Here is a 25486-nt window from a genome sequence, read left to right on the forward strand (position 1 = left end):
ATCCCCATTCGTCGCGCCCTGCGTCCATGCACGATGGACGCCCCGTTAGAGGGCGCGACGAACAAGAGGGTTCCTGCAACAAGCACATATTTAGTGCCTTTTGCCAAGAATGGACATACAGTCGCCAGTCAATTACTCGACGTCGACAACGAATCGAAGGCGGACCCTAGGCGGACCGAAAGGCTGCCCGAAAGACTGGCCGGAAGACTGACCGAGAGGTCCTGGAGGTTCCAGGCGAGAGGTTCTAGGCGCCGAACGCCTTGCTCTTCCCCTTCACCGGCTTGGCGCCCGCGAGGAGATGCGCGGGCACGAGATCCCGCGCGGGCTCGCTGTACCCCACCGACACGATCTTGTCGCCGCGGTACGTGAACGTCGTGAGGGAGGCGAGCGTGCACTGCCGCTTGCGTGGGTCGTGCCACAGGCGGCGCTTCTCCACGAAACTCCGCACGATCCAGATCGGCAACTGATGGCTGACGCACACCGCTTCATGCCCGCGGGCCGCGTCCCGCGCCGCGTCCAGGGCGCCCATCATCCGCACGACCTGCTCGACGTACGGCTCGCCCCAGGACGGCTTGAAGGGGTTGACCAGGTGCTTCCAGTTCTCAGGGTTCTTCAGCGCGCCGTCGCCGACGCCGAAGGTCTTGCCCTCGAAGACGTTGCCCGCCTCGATGAGCCGCCCGTCCGTCGCCAGCTCGAGACCGTGCTCCTTGGCGATCGGCGTCGCCGTCTCCTGCGCGCGGTCCAGCGGCGAGGCCACGACATGCGTGACGTCGCGCGGGGCGAGGTGCTCGGCGACCCGGTCGGCCATCTGCCGCCCAAGATCGGAGAGGTGATAGTCGGGCAGGCGCCCGTACAGGATCCCCTCCGGGTTGTGCACCTCGCCGTGGCGCATCACATGGACGACGGTGATCTCGCTGCCCGCGCTCATGCGGTGGCCTCCGTGGTGGGTTCAGGGGTGGGTTCGGTGGCTTCGGCTGCCGCGCGCGCCGCCGCGGGCAGGGCCGCGGCGATCCGCTCGATCGCCCGCTCGTCATGGGCGGTGGAAACGAACCAGGACTCGAAGGCCGACGGCGGCAGATACACGCCCTGCGACAGCATCGAGTGGAAGAACGGGGTGAAGCGGAACGACTCCTGGGCCTTCGCGTCCTCGTAGTTCCGCACGTCACCGTCGGTGAAGAAGACGGAGAACATGTTCGACGCGTTCTGTAGCCGGTGCGCGACACCCTCCTTGGAGAGCGCCTCCGTGACGAGCCCGCGCAGCTGCTCCGACACGGCGTCCACCTTGTCGTACGCCGCGTCGTCGAGCAGCCGCAGCTGCGCGAGACCCGCGGCCGTCGCGACCGGGTTCCCGGACAGCGTGCCCGCCTGGTAGACGGGACCGACCGGGGCGAGGTGCTCCATGATGTCCGCGCGCCCGCCGAAAGCGGCGGCCGGGAAGCCGCCGCCCATGACCTTGCCGAAGGTCATCAGATCGGGCCGCACACCGTCGACGCCGAACCAGCCCGCCTTCGACGTACGGAAGCCGGTCATCACCTCGTCCGAGATGTACAGCGCGCCGTTCTTGGCGCAGGCGGCCTTCAGCCCCTCGTTGAAGCCCGGCCGCGGCGGCACCACGCCCATGTTGCCCGGCGACGCCTCGGTGATCACGCAGGCGATCTCACCGGGGAAACGGTGGAAGGCCTCGTGCACGGCCTCGATGTCGTTGTACGGAACGACGATCGTGTCGCCCGCCTGCGCGCCGGTGACGCCCGGCGTGTCCGGCAGGCCGAAGGTGGCGAGACCGGATCCTGCCGCGGCGAGCAGGGCGTCCACGTGGCCGTGGTAACACCCGGCGAACTTGATGATCTTGGCGCGGCCGGTGAACCCGCGCGCGAGGCGGATCGCGGACATCGTCGCCTCCGTGCCGCTGGAGACGAGACGCACCTGCTCGACGGGCTCGACGCGCGCGACGATCTCCTCGGCGAGCGCGACCTCGCCCTCGCCCGGCGTACCGAACGACGTGCCGCGGGCGACGGCCTCCTGGACGGCTGCGATCACATCGGGGTGGGAGTGGCCGAGGATCATCGGCCCCCACGAGCAGACGAGGTCTACATACTCACGGCCGTCGGCATCCGTCAGGTACGGACCGGTACCGGACACCATGAAGCGGGGCGTACCGCCCACAGCGCGGAATGCGCGCACGGGAGAGTTCACACCGCCGGGCGTCACGGCCGCCGCACGGTCGAAGAGAGTCTGCGAAACTGGGGCGCTATACGGGAAGCTCACATGAACCATGGTGTCAGAGGCTTCGGACATCCTGCGGACAGGTGTTTCACTCCACGTTTTAGCCGGTGACCGTGGGGGAGGTCACTGACACGATGATCGGGTTGCGCGGCGGGGGCCACGGGGCCTAGAAAAGCAGGGGCGGGCGCCCTGGAAAAGCAGTCGGGTGGAGATATGCATCGCGGTGGCGGACTGGGTGAGGGGACCGACGACCTGGGTCCGCGGCGTGCCCGGCGGATCGGCAAGCACCGGCGCGAGGCGGAAGCGGCCGAGGCAGAGGCCTTGGCACGGGGCGAGACGGAGCGGGACCGGGCGGGAACCAGGAGTGGCCGGGTGGGTGGGGTGACCTACAAGTACTTCGGAGCCCCGGACGGCGCGACCGCCGCCCGCGTGCCCATCTCGATGCGCCCGGAGGAGCTCGGCGGCGACGAGCTCGGTATGGGCGGCATGTTCACGAAGATCAAGCCGGAGACGGTGGCCGCGATGGTCCTGACCGGTATAGAGGGCATACCCCTGCACAAGGTCCCCCCGCTCGAACTGGTCGTCCTGCATCCCGACTACGCCGTGGTGAAGCTCCCCATGACCGTCGTCGACCCCCTGCGCGGCATCGGCGAGGAGTCGGTCGGCGCGGCGGCGTTCATCTGGTCCACGGTCCCCGACCGGGGCGGCCCTCGGGACGCGTTCAACGTCTATCAACTGCTGCACGAATGGCAGGACTTCAGCCATCGGCTGCATGACGCGGGGCATCAGGCGTACTGCCTGGTGTGGCCGTGACGCCCCCGCGCCCTTGCGCGTAGGCCGGGTCTACTCCGGCCGCAGTGCCGCCAGCTGCCGCTCGAAGGGGATCAGCTCCTCGGCCTTCGGCGCGATGACCACCATGCCTTGATGCTTCCCCAAGCTCTTAAGGAGCAGGGGAGACCCCATCGTGCTCGGTGGGGGGGTATTCCCCGAGGTGTTTCAGGGGCATTCCCGGGGCATTCCTGGGAGGGCTTCAGCTATGGCGCCGCGGGGGTCCAGTGGGGGTCGCGGCCGGTCTCGGCGAGGAGGAGGTCCAGGTCCGAGGCGTCGTCGGGCGCCGGCACGGCCTCTCCGAAGACGCCCATCTTCCGGGCTGTCGGACCCAGACCCGCGACCGCTTCCCGCAGCGTGGCGACGACGCCGCTGCTCTCGGGGGCGGGCTCGTACTCCTGCCCCGTGGCGCGGGCCAGGTCCCAGGCGTGCACCGTCAGGTCGAGCAGCGCCATGCAGCCGACGGTCCTCGCGGGCATGTCCATGGCGCCGGTGGTGCCCTCGTCCGCGCCGGGTGCGGACCAGGCGGCGACCAGTTTTCCCGCCTCGTCGGCGAAGCGCTCGCGCCAGTCGGCGCCCTCGGCAGCCTCGTCGGCCTCGGCTACGTAGTCGGGGGTCTCGCCGAAGTCGGAGTTCTGCTTGGCGGCCAGCGCCTGGAACTGGACGACGACCTGGATGAGGTGATTGACCAGGGCTTTTACGTCGTACTCGGCGCAGGGGGTGGGGCCGGTGACGCGGTCGTCCGGGATGGCGCGGACGATCGGCACGGCGTGTGCGGTGGCCGCCCTGAGGAGATCTCCGATGCTGTTCTCAGTCATACGGCGACCGTACGGCGGGGGCGGCGGGGCTGCTTGAAGAAACGCGACATCGGGTGCGGCCCCCGGCCGGGGATGTCAGACCCGCCCCCTACCGTGACGCCCATGAAGAGCTCAGCGGCAGCCCCCGTACATCTGAAACCCTGGTCGGAGACCGACTTCGCGCTCCTGGTCGCCAATAACTCCCCCGAGATGACCTCCCACTTGGGCGGACCGGAGACGGAGGAGCAGCTGGCATCCCGGCACCGCCGCTACCTCGCGATGCAGAGCGACCGCGGCCGCATGTTCCGCATCGCCCTGGCGGCGGAGGAAGCGGAGGAAGCGGAGGAAGCGGAGGAGGCCGTCGGCTCCATCGGCTACTGGGAGATCACCTGGCAGGGCAGGCCCGCTTGGGAGACCGGCTGGGGCGTGCTGCCCGAGTTCCAAGGCCGCGGTATCGCGGCGACAGCCGCCCGCCTCGTCATCGCGGAGGCCCGCTCCACCGACCGGCATCGCCACCTCCACGCCTTCCCGTCCCAGGATCACCCCGCATCCAACGGCGTATGCCGAAAGGCCGGTTTCACGCTCCGGGGCGAGTGCGACTTCGAGTACCCGAAGGGCCGATGGATGCGGGGCAACGACTGGAGCATCGACCTCGACGCCGGCACTCCCTAGCTCAGCGGCGGCACAAGGCCGTTTCCACGACGCGGTCGACCCGCTTCCTGGCCGCTTCGTCGTTCAGCTGCATGGTCACCGCGACGTTGGCGGCGCGGCCGTCGTCGGTGGCACCGCCCCGGGTCTCGTATCCCGGGAAGCTGCCGCCGTGGCCCCAGTAGATGTCGTCGCCGCACGGCAGCGGCTTGCTCACGAGCCCCAGGCCGTAGCGGGCGCCGGGGCCGAAGGTGTCGTCAGCGGGGAGCGTGTTGCCGCGCATCTCGGCGAGCTGGGCGGCCGGGAGGAGGCGGCCGGGGGTCAGGAGCGCGCTGAAGAACCGGTTGACGTCGGAGTTGGTGGAGATCAACTGCCCTGCCGACCAGCCCCAGGAGGGGTCGATCTCCGTGACGTCGGTCAGGGGCGCGCCCGCCGAGTCCCGGTAGTAGCCCTTGGGGTGCGGGCCCTTGATGGTCGCGTCGCCGGGGGCGGGGAAGTAGGTGTGGCGCAGCCCGATGCGCTTGATGATGCGCCGGTCCATCTCCTTGGCGAGGGAGTGCTTTGTGACCTTCTCGACGATCAGGCCCGCCAGTACGTAGTTCGTGTTGCTGTACTCCCACTTCTTCCCGGGGTCGAAGCGGGCCTTGTGCCGGAGCGCGATGTCGACGAGCTCGCGGGGTGCGAAGTAGCGGACTTCCTCCCCGAGGTAATTGCTGTAGTTGGGAAGTCCGCTGGTCTGCTGGAGGAGATGGCGGACGGTGATGCGACTCCCGTCGATGCCCTCCCCGCGTACGAGGCCAGGCAGGTAGGTGTCGACCGGGTCGTCGAGGCGGATCTTCCCCTCGCCGACCAGTTGCAGCACGAGCACCGCCGTGAACGACTTGGTGTTGCTGCCGATCCGCACCTGCCCGTCCTCGGGCACCTTGGCGCCGGTGGCCACGTCGCCCACCCCCGCGGTGTAGGAGCGGGTGCGGCCGTCGCGGTCCTTGACGCCGGCCAACGCGGCGGGCAGACCGTCGGAGTGCAGCAGCGCGTTCAGCCCCCGCTGGACGGTGTCGTCCGGCCTGACGGCCGCGGACGCCGCGGACGGCGCCAGCGCGCCCATCGCGATGACACCGACGGCCACCGCGATCGTGGCGGACACGGCTCCGCGCCGACCGCCCCGCCGCCCGGGGGAACGCAACCTCTGCCATGCCTGCTCACGCACTAGTCGGTCAACTCCTGGGGAATCGTTGGGACATACCAGACATCCAGCGGCACACATACCGGCCCGCCGGAACTTCCGGAACTCCCGGAACTTCGTTCTCACTTCCGGAATCAGCATGTCCGGATGCGACCACCCGGGACGATCCCGCTAGCCGCCCAGCTCCAGGTAGGGCTATCCCCCGGTGCGAACCGCGGAAGAGTGCGTACGGCGCAGAGACCTGAAAGGCGGCCGACCGATGACGCGACCTATCCTGGCGGGACGAACCAGGACCGCCATGAACGTACGCACACAGGAACATACGTACGCAGACACGCACGCCCAAGGAGCAGCCATGACCGCCGCGAACGCCGCGCCCGCCGCCACCCGCATCGCGATCGTCACCGGCGCGAGCAGCGGCATCGGCGCCGCCACCGCGCGCGGACTCGCGGCCGCCGGCTACCGCGTCGTCCTCACCGCCCGCCGCAAGGACCGCATCGAGGCCCTCGCCGCCGAGCTGACGGCCGCGGGCCACGACGCGATGGCGTACGCGCTCGACATCACCGACCGCACGGCCGTCGACGAGTTCGCCACCGCCTTCCGCAAGATCGCGGTCCTGGTCAACAACGCGGGCGGCGCGCTCGGCGCCGACACCATCGCCACCGGCGACCCCGACGACTGGCGCCAGATGTACGAGACGAACGTCATCGGCACCCTGAACGTCACCCAGGCCCTGCTCCCCGCCCTCACCGCGAGCGGCGACGGCACGGTGGTCGTCCTCTCCTCGACCGCCGGGCACGGAACCTACGAAGGCGGCGGTGGCTACGTCGCCGCCAAGCACGCCGAGCACGTACTCGCCGAGACCCTCCGCCTGGAGATCGTCGGCACCCCGGTCCGCGTCATCGAGGTCGCCCCCGGCATGGTCAAGACGGAGGAGTTCGCCACGACCCGCTTCGGCGGCGACACGAAGAAGGCGGAGAAGGTCTACGCGGGCGTGGCCGCACCCCTCACGGCGGACGACGTGGCGGACACGATCACCTGGGCGGTGACCCGCCCGCCCCACGTCAACATCGACCTCCTGGTGGTCCGCCCGCGCGCCCAGGCCTCGAACACGAAGATCCACAGGGAGCTGTGATGCCGGACCCCGACGACGCGTCGGCGGCCGAGCAGAGACGCCTGACCCAGGAGACGAAGAACGAAAAGCTGATGTGGTGGTACCTGGCGTACTTCCTCTTCGGCATCCACATCATCGCGTTCGTCATGATCTTCGCCGTCAAGCACGCGAAGTAGCGCAGGGCAGCGCGGGAAGGCCCAGGCCGACAGCAGCCTGGGCCCCACTCGCAGTTCAGCCCTTGACGCAGACGACCTGCTTCAGCTTGGTCACGACCTGGACCAGATCGCTCTGCTGGTCCATGACCTTCTCGATCGGCTTGTACGCACCCGGGATCTCATCCACGACGCCGGAGTCCTTACGGCACTCGACGCCCTGCGTCTGCTCTTCCAGATCCCGCACCGTGAAGCGCTTCTTCGCCGCGTTGCGGCTCATCCGCCGACCGGCTCCGTGCGAGGCCGAGTTGAAGGCCTTCTCGTTGCCCAGGCCCTTCACGATGTACGAGCCCGCGCCCATTGATCCCGGGATGATGCCGTACTCGCCGGAACCGGCACGGATCGCGCCCTTTCGGGTGACGAGCAGATCCATTCCGTCGTAGCGCTCGTCCTGAACGTAGTTGTGGTGGCAGCTGATCTCCGGCTCGAAGGTGACCTTCGCCTTCCTGAATTCCCGGCGGATCACCTCTCGGGACAGCGCCATCATGATGGCCCGGTTGTACTTCGCATACTCCTGAGCCCAGAAGAGGTCGTTCCGGTACGCCGCCATCTGCGGTGTGTCCGCGATGAAGACCGCGAGGTCACGGTCGACCAGGCCCTGGTTGTGCGCCAGCTTCTGAGCTACGCCCATGTGGTGGTCAGCCAGCTCCTTGCCGATGTTCCGAGAGCCGGAGTGCAGCATGATCCAGACCGAGTTGTCCGAATCGAGGCAAAACTCCCAGAAGTGGTTGCCCGACCCAAGTGTCCCGACTTGTGAAACGGCCCGCTCCCGGCGGAACTTCACCGCATCGGCCACCCCATCGAACCGCCCCCAAAAGTCCTCCCACCCACTGGCGGCGAACCCATGCAACCTCCCCGGATCAACCGGATCCACATGCATCCCCCGCCCCACCGGAATCGCCTGCTCGATCTTCGACCGCAGCCGCGACAGATCCCCCGGCAGGTCATTGGCCGTCAGGGACGTCTTGACCGCGGACATCCCGCAGCCGATGTCCACGCCCACCGCCGCAGGACACACCGCCCCCTGCATGGCGATCACCGAGCCGACCGTCGCGCCCTTGCCGTAGTGGACGTCCGGCATGACGGCGAGGCCCTTGATCCAGGGCAGTGTCGCCACGTTCTGGAGCTGCTGGAGTGCGACATCCTCGACCGAGGCCGGGTCCGTCCACATCCGGATCGGTACCTTCGCCCCCGGAACCTCTACATACGACATAACGCCCTCAATCCCCCGTAGTTGAAAATAAGACCCGCAAGCTCTCGCAAGCCTCGTAGAACTTGAAACGCAAATACCGGCGCCAAGGTCAACGAAAGCGACGACGGACCGGCGTCCACGGCATTGCGTGCGATACACATTGTGTCCACCGGTCGCCCACCAGCGGCAACCGAATATCCCCGGCGAGAAGGAGCCCACACGGTGCAGCGGAAGGCCTATGTACCCGGCGTCGCAGCCCTCATGGCGGCGCTGCTCGCCGGCTGCACCGGCGGGGGCGCGCTCGGCGGTGAGCCCGACGACTCGAAGCCCGGCGACACCGGCAGCTCCACCGCTGCCGCCGAGCCCGGCAAGTACCGCACGCTCCCCGAGCCCTGCGGCGAGGTCGACCGCGGCACGCTCGACTCGATGCTGCCCGGCATCAAGGAGATGCCGGACGAGGAGCAGCGGGAGAAGGTGTACGAGGGTGCACCGACCGTCACGTACGACACCGACCGCCATGTGGGCTGCCGCTGGAAGGTGGAGTCGTCGGACGCCACGCACCATCTGCTCGTCGACTTCGAGCGCGTCGTCTCGTACGACAACGAGGTCAGCGATGACACCCGCGCCACGGAGGTCTACGCGAAGAAGGTGCAGAAGGCCGATCTGCCCGAGCCGTCCGACACCTCGTCCGTCGGGGGCGAGTCGGAGGGTGAGCCGTCCGACGGTGCCAGTACAGACAGCACAGACAGTACAGATGCGGGCGAGTCCGGCAAGAGTGATGAAAAGGGTGACGAGAAGGGCAAGGGCGAGAAGGGCAAGGGGGACGCGGATGGCGGCGAGGCCGCCAGCTCCGGCTCCCCCTCCGACGCCGTCACGCCCCCCGGCCTTGAGCCCCGCACCCTGGACGACCTCGGCGACGAGGCCTTCCTCGACGACGCGCTCACCACGTCCGCGTCCGCGACCCGGCACCGCACGGTGACTGTGGTGTTCCGCACGTCGAACGTCATTGTGACCGTCGAGTACGACGAGCAGCCGGGGCGTCGTACGGACATCCCTGACAGCAAGGAAATGCAGGACACGGCGCAGGAACTGGCCGGAAGCCTGGCCGACGGGTTCAGCGAATAGCGACGGTTCGGGCGGGTGATCGGCTCCCCGGAAGCGGAGTCGTCCGCGTCGGGCACGGCGTACCGTGGCCCAGCGAACCGATGATGTAGCCGTTCTGAGTGACTTGAGTGAAGGAACCATGCACCGACCAGCACAGCGACTCACCCGCATACTCACCTGCGCAGCCGCCGTACCGGTGATCCTCATTGCCTCCGGCTGCTCCTCCGACTCGGGGTCGGACGGGGACAAGAAGGACTCGGGCTCGAAGGCTTCCGCCCCGGCCTCGGGCAAGGGCAAGGACAAGGCCGCGAGCGTGGAGAAGGCGGCGTTCAGCAAGCTGCCCGAGCCCTGCGAGGTCCTGTCGAAGAAGACCCTCGGTGATCTCGTCCCGAAGGCCAAGGACAAGTCGGGCAAGGCGGGCACGTCCGATGACACGACGGCGCGCGGCACCTGCTCCTGGGACAGCCTCGACAACAACGGCGTCGACGGCTCGCAGTTCCGCTGGCTCCGCGTCTCGCTGATGCGCTTCGACTCGGACGCGTCCCTCGGCAGTGGTGCCAAGCGCGCGCAGACGAGCTTCGCCAAGCAGGTCGCGGACGCGCAGGCGACGGACGGCGCGAAGAGCGTCAAGACGGAGCCGGTGCCTGGGATGGGCGACCAGACGACGGTCGTGCACTACGACCTGAAGAAGGACAAGGAAAACTTCAAGCAGCAGACGGTCGTGACGCGTGTGGAGAACGCGGTCGTCACGATCGACTACAACGGAGCGGGCCTGGCGGGCGACAAGTCGCCGAGCGCCAAGGATCTGTCCAAGGCCGCGGAGAAGGCGGCGAAGGAGGCCTCGGACGCGGTCGTCTCCGCGAACAAGGCGGGCGGCGGCGCGGACAGCGGCGCGAGCGATGGCTCGGGCAGTGGCTCCGGCGACAAGTCCGGCAGCTCCTCGAAGGGTTCGGACAGCCCCAAGTCCGGCTCGAAGTCGGGCTCCAAGTCCAGCAGCAAGCCCAAGAGCTGACGCAGGGCGCTCAGAGCGCGGCACGCGTCACGCGTGCAACTCGCGGCACAGTCAAAGGAGTTGTGGAGCCCGGCCCCCTCGTGGCCGGGCTCCTGCCGTACCGGCACACCGGCTTCCACATGCGTGTGCCAGGCTGTCGCTCGCAACAAACCGAACAGGGAGGGGTTCGCGGGTGGCCGCGATGCAGCTGACACGCACGCACCGAATACTCATCGGCGTGGTCGTAGCCGGTGCGGTCGTCATCGCCGGTATCGGCTTCGCGGGGTCGTACGCGGCCGTGCGCGAGCTCGCCGAGAAGAAGGGCTTCGGCAGCTTCTCGGTGGTCTTCCCGATCGGCATCGACGCGGGTATCTGCGTCCTGCTGGCGCTGGATCTGCTGTTGACGTGGATCCGTATCCCCTTCCCGCTGCTTCGTCAGACGGCGTGGCTCCTGACGGCGGCGACGATCGCCTTCAACGGCGCGACGGCCTGGCCGGACCCGCTGGGCGTGGGTATGCACGCCGTCATCCCGATCCTGTTCGTGGTCGCGGTGGAAGCGGCCCGGCACGCGGTCGGGCGGATCGCGGACATCACGGCCGACAAGCACATGGAAGGCGTACGCCTCACCCGCTGGCTCCTTTCCCCCGTCCCCACCTTCAAGCTGTGGCGCCGGATGAAGCTGTGGGAGCTGCGCTCGTACGAGCAGGTCATCAAGCTGGAGCAGGACCGCCTCATCTACCAGGCGCGCCTCCAGGCCCGCTTCGGCCGCGGCTGGCGCCGCAAGGCCCCCATCGAGTCCCTGATGCCGCTGCGCCTGGCGCGGTTCGGCGTACCGCTGGCGGAGACCGCGCCCGCGGGGCTCGCGGCGGCGGGCATCGAGCCGGCGCTGTTGCCTCCGGCACCGCAGCCGCAACAGCCGGAGCTGGTCGCACCGTCCACTCCTCAGCCCGAGCCCGAGCCCGCGCCTCAGCCCGAGGTCGTGCACGGGAGCCCGTGGTTCGCGGCTCAGCAGCCCGCGTACGTTCCTGAAGAGCCGCACGACCAGTGGTACGCCGACCAGCAGGCATACGCGGAGCAGCAGGCGTATCTCGAGCAGCAGCAGGCGTACTTCGACGAGCAGGGCATGTCGCCGGGTCAGCAGCCGGATGCCTCCGACCCGGGTTTCCAGATCCCCTCGGGCGCGCCGGGCCGCACGCGCCCCCTCAGCGGCTCGCATCTGATCCCGGGCCCGCGCGGGGAGGCCGAGGCGGCGGAGCTGATGGACGCGTCGGAGGAGATGCCGGGCGACACCGGCGCTGAGATCGACACCGACAACACTGCCGGGCTGCCCGACGACGTGTCGCGCGAGGAGGCGTACTTCACCGCGTTCCGCAAGTACGTGAGCGAGCGCGGGGACTACCCCAACGCCCGCCAGTTCGGCCTGTACTTGATGGACCTGTACGGCGTCACGGGCCAGGCGGGCGGCCCTCCGGCGGAGAGCACGCTGCGCCCGTACCTGCGTGACTTCCGTGGCCGCTACCAGGAGGAGCTGGACTCCGAGTTCAGCGCGTGACGCGACTCCGCCCACGCGAAGGGGGCGCCGTTCCTCGAAAGGAACGGCGCCCCCGATCACGTACAGGCAAAGGCGAGCGCGCGAGCCCGGCCTGATCCAAACGAGAGACCCTAGGCGCCCAGCAGCTTCCGCACCCGCTCCGCGCCCACGGCGAGCAGCAGCGTGGGCAGTCGCGGCCCCGTCTCCCTGGTCACGAGGAGCCGGTACAGCAGGGCGAAGAAGGACCGCTGCGCGACCTTGATCTCCGGGGGGAGTTCCTTCGCTGTCGCGTCCACCGAGAACCCGGCCTGCATCTTCGGCACGCCGTACACCAGGTGCGTGAGCCCGTCGAGGGACCAGTGCGAGTCGAGGCCGTCGAGCAGCAGCCGCAGCGATTCGCGGCCCTCGTCATCCAGGGACGAGAGCAGTTCCGCGTCGGGCTCCGAGCGGACGATCGTGCGTGCCTCCGCCGGGACCTGGGTGGTGATCCAGTTCTCGGCGCGGTCGAGCCGCGGGCGCGCCTCGTCCAGGGAGGCGATCGGGTCGGACGGGTCCAGGTCCCGCAGGATCCGCAGCGTCTGGTCCTCGGCCCCGGCGGTGATGTCCGCGACGGACGCGAGCGTCCGGTAGGGAAGAGGCCGCGGCGTGGACGGCAGCTCACCGGCCGCCGTCCGCACCGCACGCGAGTGCGCCGCCGCGTCGGCGGGCAGCACGGAGCCGTCCGCCACCTTCGCGTCCAGCTTGTCCCACTCGTCGTAGAGCCGCTGGATCTCCTGGTCGAAGGCGATCTTGAAGGACTGGTTGGGCCTGCGCCGGGCGTAGAGCCACCGGAGCAGCGGCGCCTCCATGATCTTCAGCGCGTCGGCCGGGGTCGGCACGCCGCCCTTGGAGGACGACATCTTCGCCATGCCCGAGATGCCGACGAAGGCGTACATCGGGCCGATCGGCTGCACGCCGTCGAAGATGTCGCGCACGATCTGCCCGCCGACGACGAACGAGGACCCCGGCGACGAGTGGTCCACGCCGCTCGGCTCGAAGATGACGCCCTCGTACGCCCAGCGCATGGGCCAGTCGACCTTCCAGACCAGCTTGCCGCGGTTGAACTCGCTGAGCAGGACGCTCTCGGTGTGCCCGCACTCCGCGCACACGTACGAAAGCTCGGTGCTCTCGTCGTCGTACGACGTGACCGTCGTCAGGTCCTTCTCGCACGCGCCGCAGTACGGCTTGTACGGGAAGTACCCGCTCGCGCCGCCGCTGCCGTCGTCCTCGCTCGCGGCGCCCGACCCTTCGGCGGCCTCGATCTCGGCCTCGTCGACCGGCTTCTGCGACTGCTTCTTGCCGCCCTTCCCGGGGTCCTTCTTGGTCCGGTACTGGTCGAGGATCGCGTCGATGTCACCGCGGTGCTTCATCGCGTGCAGGATCTGCTCGCGGTAGACGCCGGAGGTGTACTGCTCGGTCTGGCTGATCCCGTCGTACTCGACACCCAGCTCGTCGAGCGCCCCGGTCATGGCCGCCTTGAAGTGCTCGGCCCAGTTCGCGTACGCGGACCCTGCCGGGGCGGGCACGGAGGTGAGGGGCTTGCCGATGTGCTGGGCCCAGGACTCGTCGATGCCGGGGACGCCAGCCGGGACCTTGCGGTAGCGGTCGTAGTCGTCCCAGGAGATCAGGTGCCTGACCTCGTACCCACGGCGCCGGATCTCGTCCGCGACGAGGTGCGGGGTCATGACCTCGCGGAGATTGCCCAGGTGGATGGGGCCGGACGGGGAGAGCCCGGAGGCGATGACGATTCCCGGCGCGGCAGCGCCGGCATGTTTCGCGCCCGGGGCACGACGCTCCGACTCGGAGATGACCTCGTCCGCGTAGCGGGAGACCCAGTCGGTGGTATCGGTGCTCTGAGCCACGATCGGCACGCCTTTCTTCTTCACGTGAGTACCGCTTGACCGACCCATTCTCCCAGTTCCACCCGCAACCGCGAAAACCGCTTTTCCCCCCGTGGGATACTTGCCGGGTCTATCTGCACCTCGAGGAGAACGGCATCCACTCCATGGCCTCGGTCACGTCCCTCACCGCTTCCGTCCACCAGCGCCTCGCGGACGCCCTCTCGGCTGCCCTGCCGGAGGCCGGCACCGCCGACCCGCTGCTGCGCCGAAGCGACCGGGCCGACTACCAGGCCAACGGGATTCTGGCCCTCGCCAAGAAGGCGAAGGCGAACCCGCGCGAGCTCGCGACGAAGGTCGTGGACGCCCTCCCCGCGGACGACGGCACGATCAAGGACGTCGAGGTCTCGGGCCCCGGCTTCCTGAACATCACGGTCACCGACAAGGCGATCACCGAGAACCTCGCCGCGCGCGCCGCCGACGGCGACCGCCTCGGCGTGCCGTTCGCGGAGCAGCCGGGCACGACGGTCATCGACTACGCCCAGCCGAACGTGGCCAAGGAGATGCACGTCGGCCACCTCCGCAACTCGGTCATCGGCGACTCGGTGGTCCAGATCCTGGAGTTCACCGGCGAGAAGGTCGTACGGCGTCACCACATCGGCGACTGGGGCACCCAGTTCGGGATGCTCGTGCAGTACCTGATCGAGCACCCGGACGAGCTGGGCCACGAGCACGCCGAGGGCGAGGAGGCGGGCGAAGAGGCCATGTCCAGCCTCAACCGCGTCTACAAGGCGTCGAAGGTGCTCTTCGACGCCGACGAGGAGTTCAAGACGCGGGCCCGGCGCCGGGTGGTGGACCTCCAGGCGGGCGACCCCGAGACGCTCGCCATCTGGCAGCGGTTCGTGGACGAGTCGAAGGTCTACTTCTACTCGGTCTTCAACAAGCTGGACGTGGAGATCCACGACGAGGACATCGTCGGCGAGTCCGGTTACAACGACATGCTGGCGGAGACGTGCGCCATGCTGGAGGAGTCCGGCGTCGCGGTCCGGTCGAACGGCGCGCTGTGTGTCTTCTTCGACGACGTGAAGGGCCCGGACGGCAACCCGTCCCCGCTGATCGTCCAGAAGTCGGACGGCGGCTTCGGGTACGCGGCCACCGACCTCTCAGCGATCCGCGACCGCGTCTTCAACCTGAAGGCGGACACGCTTCTCTACGTCGTGGACGCGCGGCAGTCGCTGCACTTCAAGATGGTCTTCGAGACGGCCCGCAGGGCGGGGTGGCTGACCGAGAACGTCAAGGCGGTGCAGCTCGGCTTCGGCACGGTCCTCGGCAAGGACGGCAAGCCGTTCAAGACGCGTGAGGGCGAGACCGTACGCCTCATCGACCTCCTCGACGAGGCGATCGACCGGGCGTCGGCCATCGTCCGCGAGAAGGCCCAGGACCTCTCCGCCGAGGAGATCGCCGAGCGCGGCACCCAGGTGGGCATCGGCGCGGTGAAGTACGCGGACCTGTCGACGTCGGCGGTGCGCGACTACAAGTTCGACCTGGACCAGATGGTGTCGCTGAACGGCGACACGTCGGTGTACCTCCAGTACGCGTACGCCCGTATCCAGTCGATCCTGCGCAAGGCGGGCGACGTACGGCCGCAGGCGCACCCGGAGCTCGAACTGGCCGACGCGGAGCGGGCGTTGGGCCTGCACCTGGACCAGTTCGCGGAGACGGTCGCGGAGGTCGCCGAGGAGTACGCGCCGCACAAGCTGGCCGCGTACCTCTACCAACTGGCGTCGTTCTACACGACGTTCTACGACAAGTGCCCGGTCCTCAAGGCGGACACCCCGGCCCAGATCGAGAACCGCCTGTTCCTGTGCGACATCACGGCGAAGACGCTGCACCAGGGCATGGCGCTGCTCGGCATCAGGACGCCTGAGCGTCTCTGACGTCCGTACGCCGACGCCGATGAGGCCCCGCCCCTTCCGGGTGCGGGGCCTCTCGCGTACGCCGGGTGCTAGGACGAGTAGGAGACGCTGCCGCGCAGTGTCATCGGGCCGTCGACGCAGCTCTGCTCGTACGTGGCCGCGAAGTCGGTCACCGCGCCGGTGCGCCGGTCGGTCTTGAGCTCGGTGACGGTGAAGGCTCCGATGGCGGCGTAAGAGTCGTAGCAGCCACGGCCGTTGCCGGAGACGTCGACGAACGCCGAGTCCGAGTCGAGGCTGTCGACGTAGGTCTGCCCGACCACCATGTCCTGCCCGTCCTCGGGCTCCAGGCGCACCTCCCAGTGCTCGCCGCCGCCCGTGGCGGTGAAGGTGAGGTACCGGTTCGTGCCGTTGAGCGTGAAGGAGCTGGTGGGACTGGTGAGGCTGCCGCTGCTGTTGGGCGCGACGGCGTCGTCGGCGTTTCCGGTGTACGAGAACGAACCCACCGGCGCGGGAGGAGCGGCCTGCGCGGGAGCGGCGGCGAAGGCCGATGCGGTGATGGCGAAGGCCGCGAGCGCGGCGGCGGTTCTCCAACGGCCGCCGCGCATACCGGACTCGGACGTGCTGGACTCGGACGTGCTGGACTCGGACATGGGTCCTCCCCTGTGAAGAAAGATCGTCAACATCTCTCCAGCGCAGGGGAGCCCCCACCTGTCACACCCGCCCGGTCAGCCGCGCAGCGCCCCGCCCAGCCGCCGCAGCCCCTCCGCGATCTCGTCCGGCGTCTGCGTCACGAAGCACATCCGCAGGGTCGCGGGGTCCGGTTCCCCGGCGTAGAACGGCGCTCCGGGGACGTACGCCACGTCGTGCTCGACGACCTCCGGCAGCAGGGCGGCGGTGTCGTAGCCGTCGGGCAGCCGCGCCCATACGAACATGCCGCCCTCGGGACGGATCCACGTCGACCCCTCGGGAAGCGCGTCCCCGAGCCCCGCGAGCATCGCGTCGCGGTGCACGCGGTACTCGCCCGCGACGCGGGCCACGTGCGCGTCCAGGTCGTTGTCCGCCAAGTACCGTGCCGCGGCGAGCTGGTTGACGGTCGGGGTGTGCAGGTCGGCGGACTGCTTGGCGATGGCGCAGGCGCGAAGGAGTGCGGCGGGCCCTCGCAGCCAGCCGAGGCGCAGGCCCGGGGCCATGACCTTGGAGAAGCTGCCGAGCAGAACGGTGCGGTCCTCGGCGCCGGGGTACTGGGCGATCCACGGCGCACGCTCGCCCTCGAAGCGCAGCTCTCCGTACGGGTCGTCCTCGATGACCCAGAGACCGCGCCTCGCGGCGATCTCCGCGATCGCGGCGCGCCGCTCGCCGGGCATGGTGCGGCCGGTGGGGTTCTGGAAGGTGGGGACGGTGTAGAGCAGCTTGGGCCGGTGCAGGGCGACCAGTTCGTCAAGGGCGCTCGGGTCGATCCCGGCCTCGTCGCAGGGCACGGGCACGATGTGCGCACCCGCGAAGCCGAAGGCCTGGAGCGCGGCCAGATAGCAGGGGCTCTCGACGAGGATGGTCTCGCCGGGCTCTATGAGGGCGGTGGCGAGCAGCGAGAGCGCCTGCTGCGAGCCGGTGGTGATGACGAGGTCGTCGGCCCCGGTGTCGAGGCCGCGCGCGGCGATGCGCGCGGCGACGGCGGTACGCAGGGCGGGCTCGCCCTCGGTCGTGGCGTACTGGAGCGCACGCTCGGGCTGCTCGGTGAGGACGGCCTGGAAGGCGGCGGCGATACCGGCCTTGTCGAAGAGCCCGGGGGCGGGGAGCCCGCCCGCGAAGTTGATGACCTCGGGCCGCGCGGTGACGGCCAGGATGTCCCGTACCGGAGAGCCCCCGACGGCGGCGACACGCGCGGCGAGCGGCGGCGTGGGGGCGGCGGGGGTGCTGGTGGCGGCGACGGTGACGGTCATCTGCTGCTCCTTTGTTTTCCCGGCAGCGTAAGCACCTGCGTGCCGCTTACAAGCACCATTCCGGGATGCGGACGTACGCGAACGCCGCCGCACCGCCCCCGCCCCGCCTTCGCCCCAGGGCCTGATCCGCCGGACAGGCCCTGGCCGCTATGCCGCTGGCTCCGCCCCGTCGTCGCTGTCGCGCTGCGTCTTCGTCCACTTCTTGCTGTCGAGCGAGAACCCGTAGACGGAACGGCCCTGGTCACCGCTCGTGGCGAACGGCTTGCCCGTGTCGTCGATGCGCACCGTGCCGTGCCGGGCGCCGCTCGACCACTCCAGCTCCAAGTACCACCGCACATAGCGGGTGTTGGCGGTCGCGTTGATGTAGAACGCCTCCGGGTCGCTCGCGCTCACCGTGTAGGGGAAGTTGTCGCCGCCGCCCTGGGGAGTCGGGCGGGGCACCGACGCGTCAAGGTTGACGCCGAAGGAATGCTGCGGAACTCTGCCTCCGCAGCCGACGCCGAGGTACCCCATCTTGTAGTTGTTCCACGCGAGCGGCGCGCTCGTTCCGGCGACGCGGACGTTCAGGGACTCCAGTACGACGGTGTCATCGCCCGTGCCCTGGACGGTCAGCTTCACGGTCTGGTCCCGTGCGGAGACCGCGCCGTTCGCGGACACCCAGCCGGGGGCGTCCTGCTCGTTGGGGGGCGGGGAGAGATCGCCAGGGGCCTTGTCGACGAGGTAAGGGTGGCCGCAGGGGTCCTCCCAGTGCTGGGCCTGGGTGGAGACGGTCACCGGGACGCCGCCCTTGCCGGGGGCGCCCTCGCCGCCGCCCCCGGTGGCGGGCGACCCTGCCTCGCCCCCGGAGCCCTCGCCCTTGCCGTCGCCCTCCGGCTTGTCGGAGGGCTTCGCCGCCTTGCCGGGCTTGCCCTTGCCGGACTCCTTCCCGGAGGGCGAAGCGGACCCGGCGCCGTCCGGGTTGTTCCGCTCCGGCTCCCCGTCGTGAGCGCTCGGGGAGTCACTGGCCACGCGGTCGCTGTCACCGCCGCCGGAAGCGGCCTGTACGGCGACGGCGGTGGCACCGAGCGCGAGTACGACACCGGCGGCGACGAGAACACGCGCCCTGGACAGCCGCCTCCCGTCGCGCCGCCCCACCGCCGTGGGGGTCGGGCCGATGACGATGTCGGGCCCCTCGTCACCGGAGTTCGCCGAGTTCCCCGAGTTCGCCGAGTTCGCCGAGTTCCCCGAGCTGACGGAGTCCACAGCGGCCGGCTCATCGGAGCCCGAGCCACCCGAGTCCGGTACACCGAGGGCCGGGTCAGCCCCCGCACCGGCTGCCCCCGCACCGGCTGCCCCCACGGGCGAAGCCTCCCCCTCCTTGCGGTCACCTCTCGCCGCATCGGCCAGAATCCACCGCCGGTGGACCTCGACCATCTCCTCCCGCGAGGCCCCGCACATCCGCGCCAACCGCTCCAACGGAGCGAACTCCGTCGGTACGGCCGACCCGCTCACATAGCGGTGCAGTGTCGACGTCGACATGTGCAACCGCTTGGACAGTGCCCCGTAACTGAGCCCCGCCCTCTCCTTCAACTCCCGCAGCAACTCCGCGAGATCGCCCGCCCCCACGCTCGCTCCCATTCCATCCCATCCATCCGTTCCGAGGAACGGAGTTCTCGCAGATCGCAGCCGTACGAATGTCCCGGCGTCCCCGACTGCCGTGCCGCGCTGGCCGCCGGGACAGAACCCTTCACAAGCTGTGGGTCATCCAAGCACGCCATGTCCGGGAGCCTCTGGGCGCGACTCATGTCTCCCCCGTCACACCGAAAGAGACAAGCCATGCGACTCACCACCAAGGCCGCCACCAAGACCGCCACCAAAGCCGCCGCCGCTGCCGCGGTCCTCACCGCCGCCCTCTCGCTCACCGCGCTCGGCGGCGCCGCGTCGGCCGCGACGCCCGCCGCCAAGTCGGCGCCGGTCACCTGCACCGCGGCCACCACCAAGGTCACCGTCAAGCAGGTCGACCGCCCCCTCAACCACCTGCTCCTGAAGGCCAAGAACACGGGCACGAAGACGTGTTACGCGTACGGCGCACCGTACCTCCGATTCGACGAGGCACAGTCCGCCACGGTGTGGCTGGAGGACAGCGTGCCGCAGGCGGTCGTCGCGCTGGAGCCGGGTCAGACGGCGTACGCGGCCATCGGCACCTCCTCACCCGAGGGCTCGGAGGGCTCCCAGGCCCACAAGTTGGGCGTCCACTTCTCCAACCGCGGGATGGACGGCAGCGTGGGCGGCCCGGCGGCGGCGAAGCTTCCGCGGGGCGGGGTGTACGTGGACAGCTCGGCGTACGTCACGTACTGGCAGACGTCGGCGGCGGACGCGCTGATGTGGTGACCGGCGCCGCGACCGGCACGCCCTGACACCGCACGCGGACACCGCAGAGGACACCGCACGAGGCCGGGAACGAGGCCGGGAACGACAAAAGCCCCCGGCCTCGTGCGGGGGCACAACGAGGCCGGGGGCAGCTGGTGGGGTCAGGCTGGGTTCAGGACGGGGTCACCTCGCCCCGCCCTGGCCCGCGCTGCCGATCATGTAGACCTTGACCGGGGAGCCGGAGCCATCGGTGACGGGCAGGGTCCCCGCGCCAGGCCATTCGAGAGTCGACGACTTCGTCTCGCCGGGCGGGGTCACGACCAGGCCGGTGACGCGGACGCCGGAGCCGCCCGACTCGTTGAGCGGGTAGCCGATGGCGAAGGACACCTCCTCGCCGTCCTTGAGGGTCATCGGGCTTGCCCCCTTGCCGGTGCGCACGGCGGACAGATCGCCCTCGCTGGTCTTCAGGTCGACGCCCGCGAAACCGGACAGGATGCAGCCATGGCCGCCGCCGTTCTCGAACGTCACCGCGACGGTGCCGTCGGTGTCGCCGTCGATGGTGGCGTCCGTCGCGGTGATCTCCAGCTCGTCGGTGTGGCACTTGTCGACCTTGCCGCTCTCGTCGGAGCCGGCCCCCGCGGTGGTGCCCGCGGTGGTGCCCTGCCCGCCGGAGCCCTCCGAGCCCGAGCCAGGGTCAGCGCCCTTGTCCGAGCCCCCGCCCGACGGCGCATCGGACGCGGCCGTGGAAGAGGACTCCCTCACCCCCGAGCCGTCGTCGTCGTTGCAGGCGGTGAGCGTGAGCGCGGCGACGAGGGAGATGCCGGTGAGGATGGAACGGGTCGTGGTGCGCGTGAAATGCATGGGAGCCCCCGGTGTGTCAGGAAAGCGTGCGTCAGGAAAGACCGTGGTTCGAACGGCGTGCCGCTGTGGCACGGCCAAGAGCGAAACAGCCCCGCTCCGACCGGCACAAGGAATCCCGGCCGATCTGGAACGCTGGAACGCTTCCACCCGCCTGACCTGCGTAAATACCACTACCCTGGAACGACACCCTGGGACGCCGGAACCACCCCCTCACCCCCTCAGCCCCTCAACTCCTCAGCCCCTCGCCCCCTGCGCCGAGGCAGCCGCACCACCTGGACGAAGAAGTCGTCGATCTGCCGCACCGCGGCGATGAACTGATCCAGGTCGACCGGCTTGGTGACGTAGGCGTTCGCGTGCAGCTTGTAGCTGCGCAGGATGTCCTCCTCCGCCGCCGACGTCGTGAGCACCACCACCGGGATGTCCTTGAGGTCCGCGTCCGACTTGATCTTTTCCAGTACCTGCCGCCCGTCGTACTTGGGGAGGTTGAGGTCGAGCAGGATGAGATCGGGGCGCGTGGCCTTCGCGTGCTGACCGCGCCGGTAGAGGAAGTCGAGCGCTTCCTCGCCGTCCCTGACCACGTACAGGGTGTTGCGGATCTTGTTGTCCTCGAACGCCTCGCGCGTCATCAGCTCGTCGCCCGCGTCGTCCTCCACGAGGAGCACGACGATCGGCATAACGGGGGTGGTCATGGCAGGGCCCTCTCCTCTGAACGGGCAGCATCGGACGGCAGAGTGAAACAGAAGCGAGTCCCCTCGGCACCCTTGGCACCCTCGGCGCGGTCGCCGTAACCGCTGTCGATCCAGATGTGGCCGCCATGCTGCTCGACGATCTTCTTGCTCAGCGCCAGACCGATACCGCTCCCCCCGTAGGCGTCGCGGCCGTGCAGCCGCTGGAAGATCACGAAGACCTTCTCCGCGAACTCCTCGGGGACACCGATGCCGTTGTCGGCGACGCACACCTTCCAGGTGCCGGAGCTCCGGCCCTCTTCGCAGGTGATCCGGATCCGTGGACTGCGGTCGGGGTGGCGGAACTTGACGGCGTTTCCGACGACGTTCTGCCAGAGCATCGTCAGGAGCGTCGGGTCGCCGACGATCGAGGGCAGCTTCCGGGGGCGTTCGATGAGCGCGCCCGATTCCCGTACGGAGATGTCCAGGTTGGCCAGCGCCTTGGTGAGGGTCTCGCCGAGGTCCACGAGGACGCGGGCGTCGTTGACGCGGCCGACGCGGGAGAAGGTGAGCAGGTCGTTGATGAGGACCTGCATACGCTTGGCGCCGTCGACGGCGAAGTCGATGTACTGCTTGCCGCGGGCGTCCAGCTGGTCGCCGTACCGCTTCTCCAGGAGCTGGCAGAAGGAAGCGATCTTGCGCAGCGGCTCCTGGAGGTCGTGGGATGCGACGTAGGCGAACTGCTCCAGTTCGGTGTTGGAGCGGCGCAGCTCCACGGCCTGGGCGTCCAGGTCGGCCGCCTGTCGGGTCAGCGCGACCTGCTGGCGGCGCGAGGCGGCCAGCTCCTCCACGATCCGCTGCCTCATGCCCTCGACGTCGCCTGCCACCTCCCTGATGTCCGAGGGCCCTTCGACGGTGATGGCGTGGTCGAAGTCGCCGCCCGCCACCCGCCGGGAGGAGACACGAAGCGCCTTCAAGGGGCGGGTCACCAGGGTGCGCACCAGGAACGCCAGGGCCACCCCGGCCAGCAGGAAGGCCACCACCATGGAGCCGAGGACCACGGAGCGCACCGTCCGGACGTGCTCGAGCTCGTCCTTGCCGTCCTCGACGGCCCGGTTCAGATCGGCGTTCTGCGTGGCCCACACCGCGCGGATTCGGTCGAAGGCCTCCTCGCCGCGCCCGGTGGGCGTTTCGTCGCCGGTGCGTGGCTCGCCGGGAGTCACCTCGGACACCTGCGGCTCGGCGTAGGCGCGCCGCCAGTCGGCCGCCTCCCGCTGGACCGCCTTGAGGTCCGCCGTCAGCCGGGTCTTGTCCCCGATGAGGTGGCGGAGGCGGGCGGCGGCGCGGGCCTCGTCCCGCTTGCCCTGGGTGTAGGGGGTCAGGAACCGGCGGTCGGCCGTGAGGGTGTAGCCCCGGACGCCGCTCTCCTGGTTCACCAGGGCGGCTTGCAGTCGGTACGCCTGTGTCCTGGCGGGCTGGAGGCGCTCGGCGAGGCGGTCGGTCACGTCGTCGGTCCGCCCGAGGAGTTGGGCGCCGACCACCGTGCCGACCATCACCAGGAGCGCCAGCAGAGCCAGGACCAGGTGGAACCAGCCCCGTACGGAGAGCCGACGGCCGATCCACGCCCTGCTCGTCGTCTCACCCACGACGCTGCTCTCCGATACGGCCCCCGTTCCGGTTCCATTGCAGATGCACCACGGCCACGTCGTCGGCCAGACCGCCCTGCCCCTCGGCGAGGAACTCGGCCCGCTGGATCAGCGTGTCGACGAATTCCTCCGGTGGCAGAGCGGCCAACTCCCGTGCGATGGCCAGGAGTCCCTCTTCGCCGAGGCGCTCCCGGCCGTTGCCGATGTGCCCTTCGTAGAGGCCGTCGGTGAACAGCACCAGGGCCGATCCCGCACGCAGGTCGAGCTCGACGACCGGCCAGAGCGGAACGCCGGGCGCGACGCCCAGGGCGGGGCCCCCGGCGACCTCCACCCACTCGACACGGCCGTCCGGGGTGCGCAGCAGCATCCCGGGGTGGCCCGCGCGCGTCAGCCGCACCCGCTGGGCGCCCGGCGGGACGGAGAGGGTCGTCAGCGTGGCGAAGACGTACGGCTTACCCCGCTCCGCCAGCATGATCTCCTCGAGGCGGGCGATCTGTTCGGGTCCTGTGACACCGCTGAGCACCAGCGTGCGCCAGGCGATGCGCAGGGCCACGCCGAGTGCGGCTTCGTCGGGGCCGTGGCCCGAGACGTCCCCTATGAGGGCGTGCACGGTGCCGTCGGCGCTCTCGACGATGTCGTAGAAGTCGCCGCCGAGGAGGGCTTGGGCACGGCCTGGCCGGTAGCGGGCGACGACGTCCACGTCCGACCTGTTGAGCAGCGGTGTGGGCAGCAGGCCGCGCTCCAGCCGCGCGTTCTCCTGCGCCTGCATCTGGCTGGCGCGCAGGGCCACCGCCGCCTGCTCGGCCTGCTTGCGCTGGATCGCGTAGCGCACGGCCCTGCCGAACAGCTCCGGTTCCACGCGGCCCTTGACGAGGTAGTCCTGGGCTCCCGCGGCCACGGCGGCGAGGCCGGTCTCCTCCTCGGCGAGGCCCGTGAGCACGACGACGGCGACCTGGCCGGCATGGGACCGGAGCATGGATACGGCTTCGAGGCCCTGGGCGTCGGGCAGATGCAGGTCGAGCAGTACGCAGTCCGGCACCCCGGAGGCCAGTGCCTCACGTGCCTCGGCCATGGAGCGCACCCAGTGCAGGCGCATCTCCAACGCGCTGTCGGCGACCAGTTCCTCGACCAGGACCGCGTCACCGGGGTCGTCCTCGATGAGCAGTACCGACGGCTGCGCCCACTTCCGGACCGCCGCGGATTCGTTGTCGGCGGCTGAACGCCCACTCCATGGCTGTGCCGTGACCGCCATGATTTCGCCTTCCCCAGCGACCATCGGATGGTCCCCGGATCGTCGCACAACGCCCACAGCGCTCGATACGAAATCACGGAGGCCACCCGGTGGGCGGAGCGCACACGACAGCGCGAACGACGGCGTGAACGACGGCGCGATGTCGACCACTTGATCACAGGAGCTAGGGCCTCTCGGGTACGAGTACAACCTTCCCCGTGGTCTCACGGCGCTCCATGGCCGCGTGCGCCCGAGCCGCGTCCGCCAGCGGAAACGTCTGCACGGCCGGCACCAACTCCCCCTTGGTAGCGGCCTCCAGGGCCCGCCGCTCACGACCGGGCCCGTCCTCCGGCTGCCCGATCAGCTCCAACAGGGCGTTGGCGACGGTGATCCCCCGCTCCTCGACGAGCCCGGCGTCCGGCTCGAACCCTTCCTGCGAAGACCACCCGATGACCACGTAACGCCCGCCCTCGCCGATCAACTCGAACGCGGCAGCCGACTTTTCACCGCCCACTCCATCGAGTACGACGGTGACGCGGCGCCCGTCGAGGCGCTCCCGCACGAGATCCGTCCAGCCGGGCTTGTTGTAGTCGACGGCGAGATCGGCGCCGAGGGCCCAGACGTCCTCGACCTTGCCGTCCCCACCGGCGGCACCGATCACGGTCGCCCCGAGCCCGGTCGCGTACTGCACGACGAGCCGCCCGATCCCACCGGCGGCGGAGGTCACCAACACCACGTCATCAGCGGTGAGTCGAGCGACGTCCAACAGCCCCATGGCCGTCGCCCCGGTCATCACCATGGTGACGGCGGCCTCGAACCCGAGTCCGTCAGGCACCTCGTGCAGCTTCGCGAGCTCGGCCACGGCCAGTTCGGCGTAACCGCCGGGCTCGCTGCGCGGGGTCACGACGGGCCGCCCGATCCACGCGGGGTCCACGCCGGGCCCGACCGCGTCGACGACCCCCGCGACCTCCCCGCCGAACACGGAGGGCAACTCGGGCAGCGGCGGCGCCATGTCGCTCGCGTCGCCCCGCCGCATGACGGTCTCGACGAAGTGAACTCCCGCCGCCCGTACGGCGATCCGCACCTGGCCGGGACCCGCGACGGGGTCGGGCCAGGTCTCGTACGTCAGATTCCCGGCAGGCCCGAACTCATGCAGAACGATGGCGCGCATAACGTCC

General features: G+C 69.7%; 23 protein-coding genes. 9 read left to right on the top strand and 14 right to left on the bottom strand.

Annotated elements, in window-relative coordinates; translation table 11 throughout:
* Positions 1 to 244: 244 nt before the first annotated feature.
* Together ACGFSB_RS18540 and hemL are read right to left on the bottom strand one after the other, a co-directional pair.
* Positions 245 to 928, bottom strand: a complete 684-nt coding sequence (locus ACGFSB_RS18540; protein ID WP_393400030.1) for a histidine phosphatase family protein — start codon at positions 926 to 928, stop codon at positions 245 to 247.
* Positions 925 to 2274 (bottom strand): glutamate-1-semialdehyde 2,1-aminomutase, encoded by a 1350-nt coding sequence (gene hemL / locus ACGFSB_RS18545; protein ID WP_393400033.1) that lies wholly within the window; start codon positions 2272 to 2274, stop codon positions 925 to 927. Before hemL ends, ACGFSB_RS18540 begins: the two co-directional genes overlap by 4 nt.
* A 162-nt stretch (positions 2275 to 2436) precedes the next feature.
* Between hemL and ACGFSB_RS18550 the strand changes: the two genes are divergently transcribed.
* The gene (locus ACGFSB_RS18550; protein ID WP_393400036.1) at positions 2437 to 3036 is read left to right on the top strand and encodes a hypothetical protein; all 600 of its coding nucleotides are present in this window, start codon (positions 2437 to 2439) and stop codon (positions 3034 to 3036) included.
* A 221-nt stretch (positions 3037 to 3257) separates the two neighbouring features.
* Here the strand turns inward: ACGFSB_RS18550 and ACGFSB_RS18555 are convergent, their stop codons facing one another.
* A complete protein-coding gene (locus tag ACGFSB_RS18555; protein WP_393400039.1) occupies positions 3258 to 3869 on the bottom strand; it encodes a TIGR03086 family metal-binding protein in 612 nt (203 codons plus the stop codon).
* 102 nt (positions 3870 to 3971) lie between these two features.
* Here ACGFSB_RS18555 and ACGFSB_RS18560 point away from each other — a divergent pair, with 102 nt between their 5' ends.
* The gene (locus tag ACGFSB_RS18560; protein WP_393400042.1) at positions 3972 to 4520 is read left to right on the top strand and encodes a GNAT family N-acetyltransferase; all 549 of its coding nucleotides are present in this window, start codon (positions 3972 to 3974) and stop codon (positions 4518 to 4520) included.
* Position 4521: 1 nt separating this feature from the next.
* On the opposite strand, the gene ACGFSB_RS18565 is transcribed toward ACGFSB_RS18560, so the two are convergent.
* Positions 4522 to 5640 (bottom strand): serine hydrolase domain-containing protein, encoded by a 1119-nt coding sequence (locus tag ACGFSB_RS18565; protein ID WP_393400044.1) that lies wholly within the window; start codon positions 5638 to 5640, stop codon positions 4522 to 4524.
* Between the two features lie 394 nt (positions 5641 to 6034).
* On the opposite strand from ACGFSB_RS18565, the gene ACGFSB_RS18570 reads away from it, so the two are divergent.
* Positions 6035 to 6814, top strand: coding sequence for an SDR family NAD(P)-dependent oxidoreductase (locus ACGFSB_RS18570; RefSeq protein WP_393400046.1), 780 nt, complete (start codon positions 6035 to 6037; stop codon positions 6812 to 6814).
* Positions 6814 to 6969, top strand: a complete 156-nt coding sequence (locus tag ACGFSB_RS18575) for a hypothetical protein (protein ID WP_393400049.1) — start codon at positions 6814 to 6816, stop codon at positions 6967 to 6969. Before ACGFSB_RS18570 ends, ACGFSB_RS18575 begins: the two co-directional genes overlap by 1 nt.
* Before the next feature lie 55 nt (positions 6970 to 7024).
* Here the strand turns inward: ACGFSB_RS18575 and ACGFSB_RS18580 are convergent, their stop codons facing one another.
* Positions 7025 to 8218, bottom strand: a complete 1194-nt coding sequence (locus ACGFSB_RS18580; protein ID WP_393400051.1) for an RtcB family protein — start codon at positions 8216 to 8218, stop codon at positions 7025 to 7027.
* A gap of 201 nt (positions 8219 to 8419) precedes the next feature.
* Here ACGFSB_RS18580 and ACGFSB_RS18585 point away from each other — a divergent pair, with 201 nt between their 5' ends.
* The 3 genes from ACGFSB_RS18585 (at position 8420) to ACGFSB_RS18595 (ending at position 11844) form a co-directional block, all read left to right on the top strand.
* Positions 8420 to 9322, top strand: coding sequence for a DUF3558 domain-containing protein (locus ACGFSB_RS18585; protein WP_393400053.1), 903 nt, complete (start codon positions 8420 to 8422; stop codon positions 9320 to 9322).
* A 118-nt stretch (positions 9323 to 9440) separates the two neighbouring features.
* On the top strand, positions 9441 to 10313 hold the full coding sequence (locus ACGFSB_RS18590) for a DUF3558 domain-containing protein (protein WP_393400055.1): 873 nt from the start codon (positions 9441 to 9443) through the stop codon (positions 10311 to 10313).
* Positions 10314 to 10485: 172 nt separating this feature from the next.
* Positions 10486 to 11844 (top strand): DUF2637 domain-containing protein, encoded by a 1359-nt coding sequence (locus tag ACGFSB_RS18595; protein ID WP_393400058.1) that lies wholly within the window; start codon positions 10486 to 10488, stop codon positions 11842 to 11844.
* A gap of 110 nt (positions 11845 to 11954) precedes the next feature.
* Here ACGFSB_RS18595 and lysS read toward each other — a convergent pair whose 3' ends face one another.
* Complete coding sequence (gene lysS / locus ACGFSB_RS18600) at positions 11955 to 13733, bottom strand: lysine--tRNA ligase (protein ID WP_393400061.1); 1779 nt, start codon at positions 13731 to 13733, stop codon at positions 11955 to 11957.
* 134 nt (positions 13734 to 13867) lie between these two features.
* Between lysS and argS the strand changes: the two genes are divergently transcribed.
* Complete coding sequence (gene argS / locus ACGFSB_RS18605; RefSeq protein ID WP_393400064.1) at positions 13868 to 15637, top strand: arginine--tRNA ligase; 1770 nt, start codon at positions 13868 to 13870, stop codon at positions 15635 to 15637.
* A gap of 68 nt (positions 15638 to 15705) precedes the next feature.
* On the opposite strand, the gene ACGFSB_RS18610 is transcribed toward argS, so the two are convergent.
* The 3 genes from ACGFSB_RS18610 to ACGFSB_RS18620 all read right to left on the bottom strand — a co-directional run bounded on the left by ACGFSB_RS18610 (position 15706) and on the right by ACGFSB_RS18620 (position 19173).
* The gene (locus tag ACGFSB_RS18610; RefSeq protein WP_393400067.1) at positions 15706 to 16266 is read right to left on the bottom strand and encodes a hypothetical protein; all 561 of its coding nucleotides are present in this window, start codon (positions 16264 to 16266) and stop codon (positions 15706 to 15708) included.
* A gap of 75 nt (positions 16267 to 16341) precedes the next feature.
* On the bottom strand, positions 16342 to 17556 hold the full coding sequence (locus ACGFSB_RS18615; protein ID WP_393400069.1) for a PLP-dependent aminotransferase family protein: 1215 nt from the start codon (positions 17554 to 17556) through the stop codon (positions 16342 to 16344).
* Between the two features lie 147 nt (positions 17557 to 17703).
* Entirely contained in the window at positions 17704 to 19173 is a 1470-nt protein-coding gene (locus ACGFSB_RS18620; RefSeq protein WP_393400072.1) for a helix-turn-helix domain-containing protein, read from the bottom strand.
* Positions 19174 to 19371: 198 nt separating this feature from the next.
* On the opposite strand from ACGFSB_RS18620, the gene ACGFSB_RS18625 reads away from it, so the two are divergent.
* Complete coding sequence (locus ACGFSB_RS18625) at positions 19372 to 19926, top strand: DUF4232 domain-containing protein (protein WP_393400074.1); 555 nt, start codon at positions 19372 to 19374, stop codon at positions 19924 to 19926.
* Positions 19927 to 20088: 162 nt separating this feature from the next.
* Here the strand turns inward: ACGFSB_RS18625 and ACGFSB_RS18630 are convergent, their stop codons facing one another.
* The 5 genes from ACGFSB_RS18630 to ACGFSB_RS18650 form a co-directional block, all read right to left on the bottom strand.
* Positions 20089 to 20766 carry a DUF4232 domain-containing protein gene (locus ACGFSB_RS18630; RefSeq protein ID WP_393400076.1) on the bottom strand — a complete coding sequence of 226 codons (678 nt, stop codon included), beginning with the start codon at positions 20764 to 20766 and terminating at the stop codon, positions 20089 to 20091.
* Between the two features lie 218 nt (positions 20767 to 20984).
* Positions 20985 to 21455 carry a response regulator gene (locus tag ACGFSB_RS18635; protein ID WP_393400078.1) on the bottom strand — a complete coding sequence of 157 codons (471 nt, stop codon included), beginning with the start codon at positions 21453 to 21455 and terminating at the stop codon, positions 20985 to 20987.
* Entirely contained in the window at positions 21452 to 23077 is a 1626-nt protein-coding gene (locus tag ACGFSB_RS18640; RefSeq protein ID WP_393400081.1) for a CHASE3 domain-containing protein, read from the bottom strand. Before ACGFSB_RS18640 ends, ACGFSB_RS18635 begins: the two co-directional genes overlap by 4 nt.
* Complete coding sequence (locus ACGFSB_RS18645; RefSeq protein WP_393400084.1) at positions 23070 to 24329, bottom strand: PP2C family protein-serine/threonine phosphatase; 1260 nt, start codon at positions 24327 to 24329, stop codon at positions 23070 to 23072. The genes ACGFSB_RS18640 and ACGFSB_RS18645 overlap by 8 nt, the downstream gene beginning before the upstream one ends.
* A gap of 163 nt (positions 24330 to 24492) precedes the next feature.
* A complete protein-coding gene (locus tag ACGFSB_RS18650) occupies positions 24493 to 25479 on the bottom strand; it encodes a zinc-binding dehydrogenase (RefSeq protein WP_393400087.1) in 987 nt (328 codons plus the stop codon).
* Positions 25480 to 25486 lie beyond the last annotated feature (7 nt).

Source organism: Streptomyces sp. NPDC048441, from assembly GCF_043200235.1.
Lineage (GTDB): Bacteria > Actinomycetota > Actinomycetes > Streptomycetales > Streptomycetaceae > Streptomyces.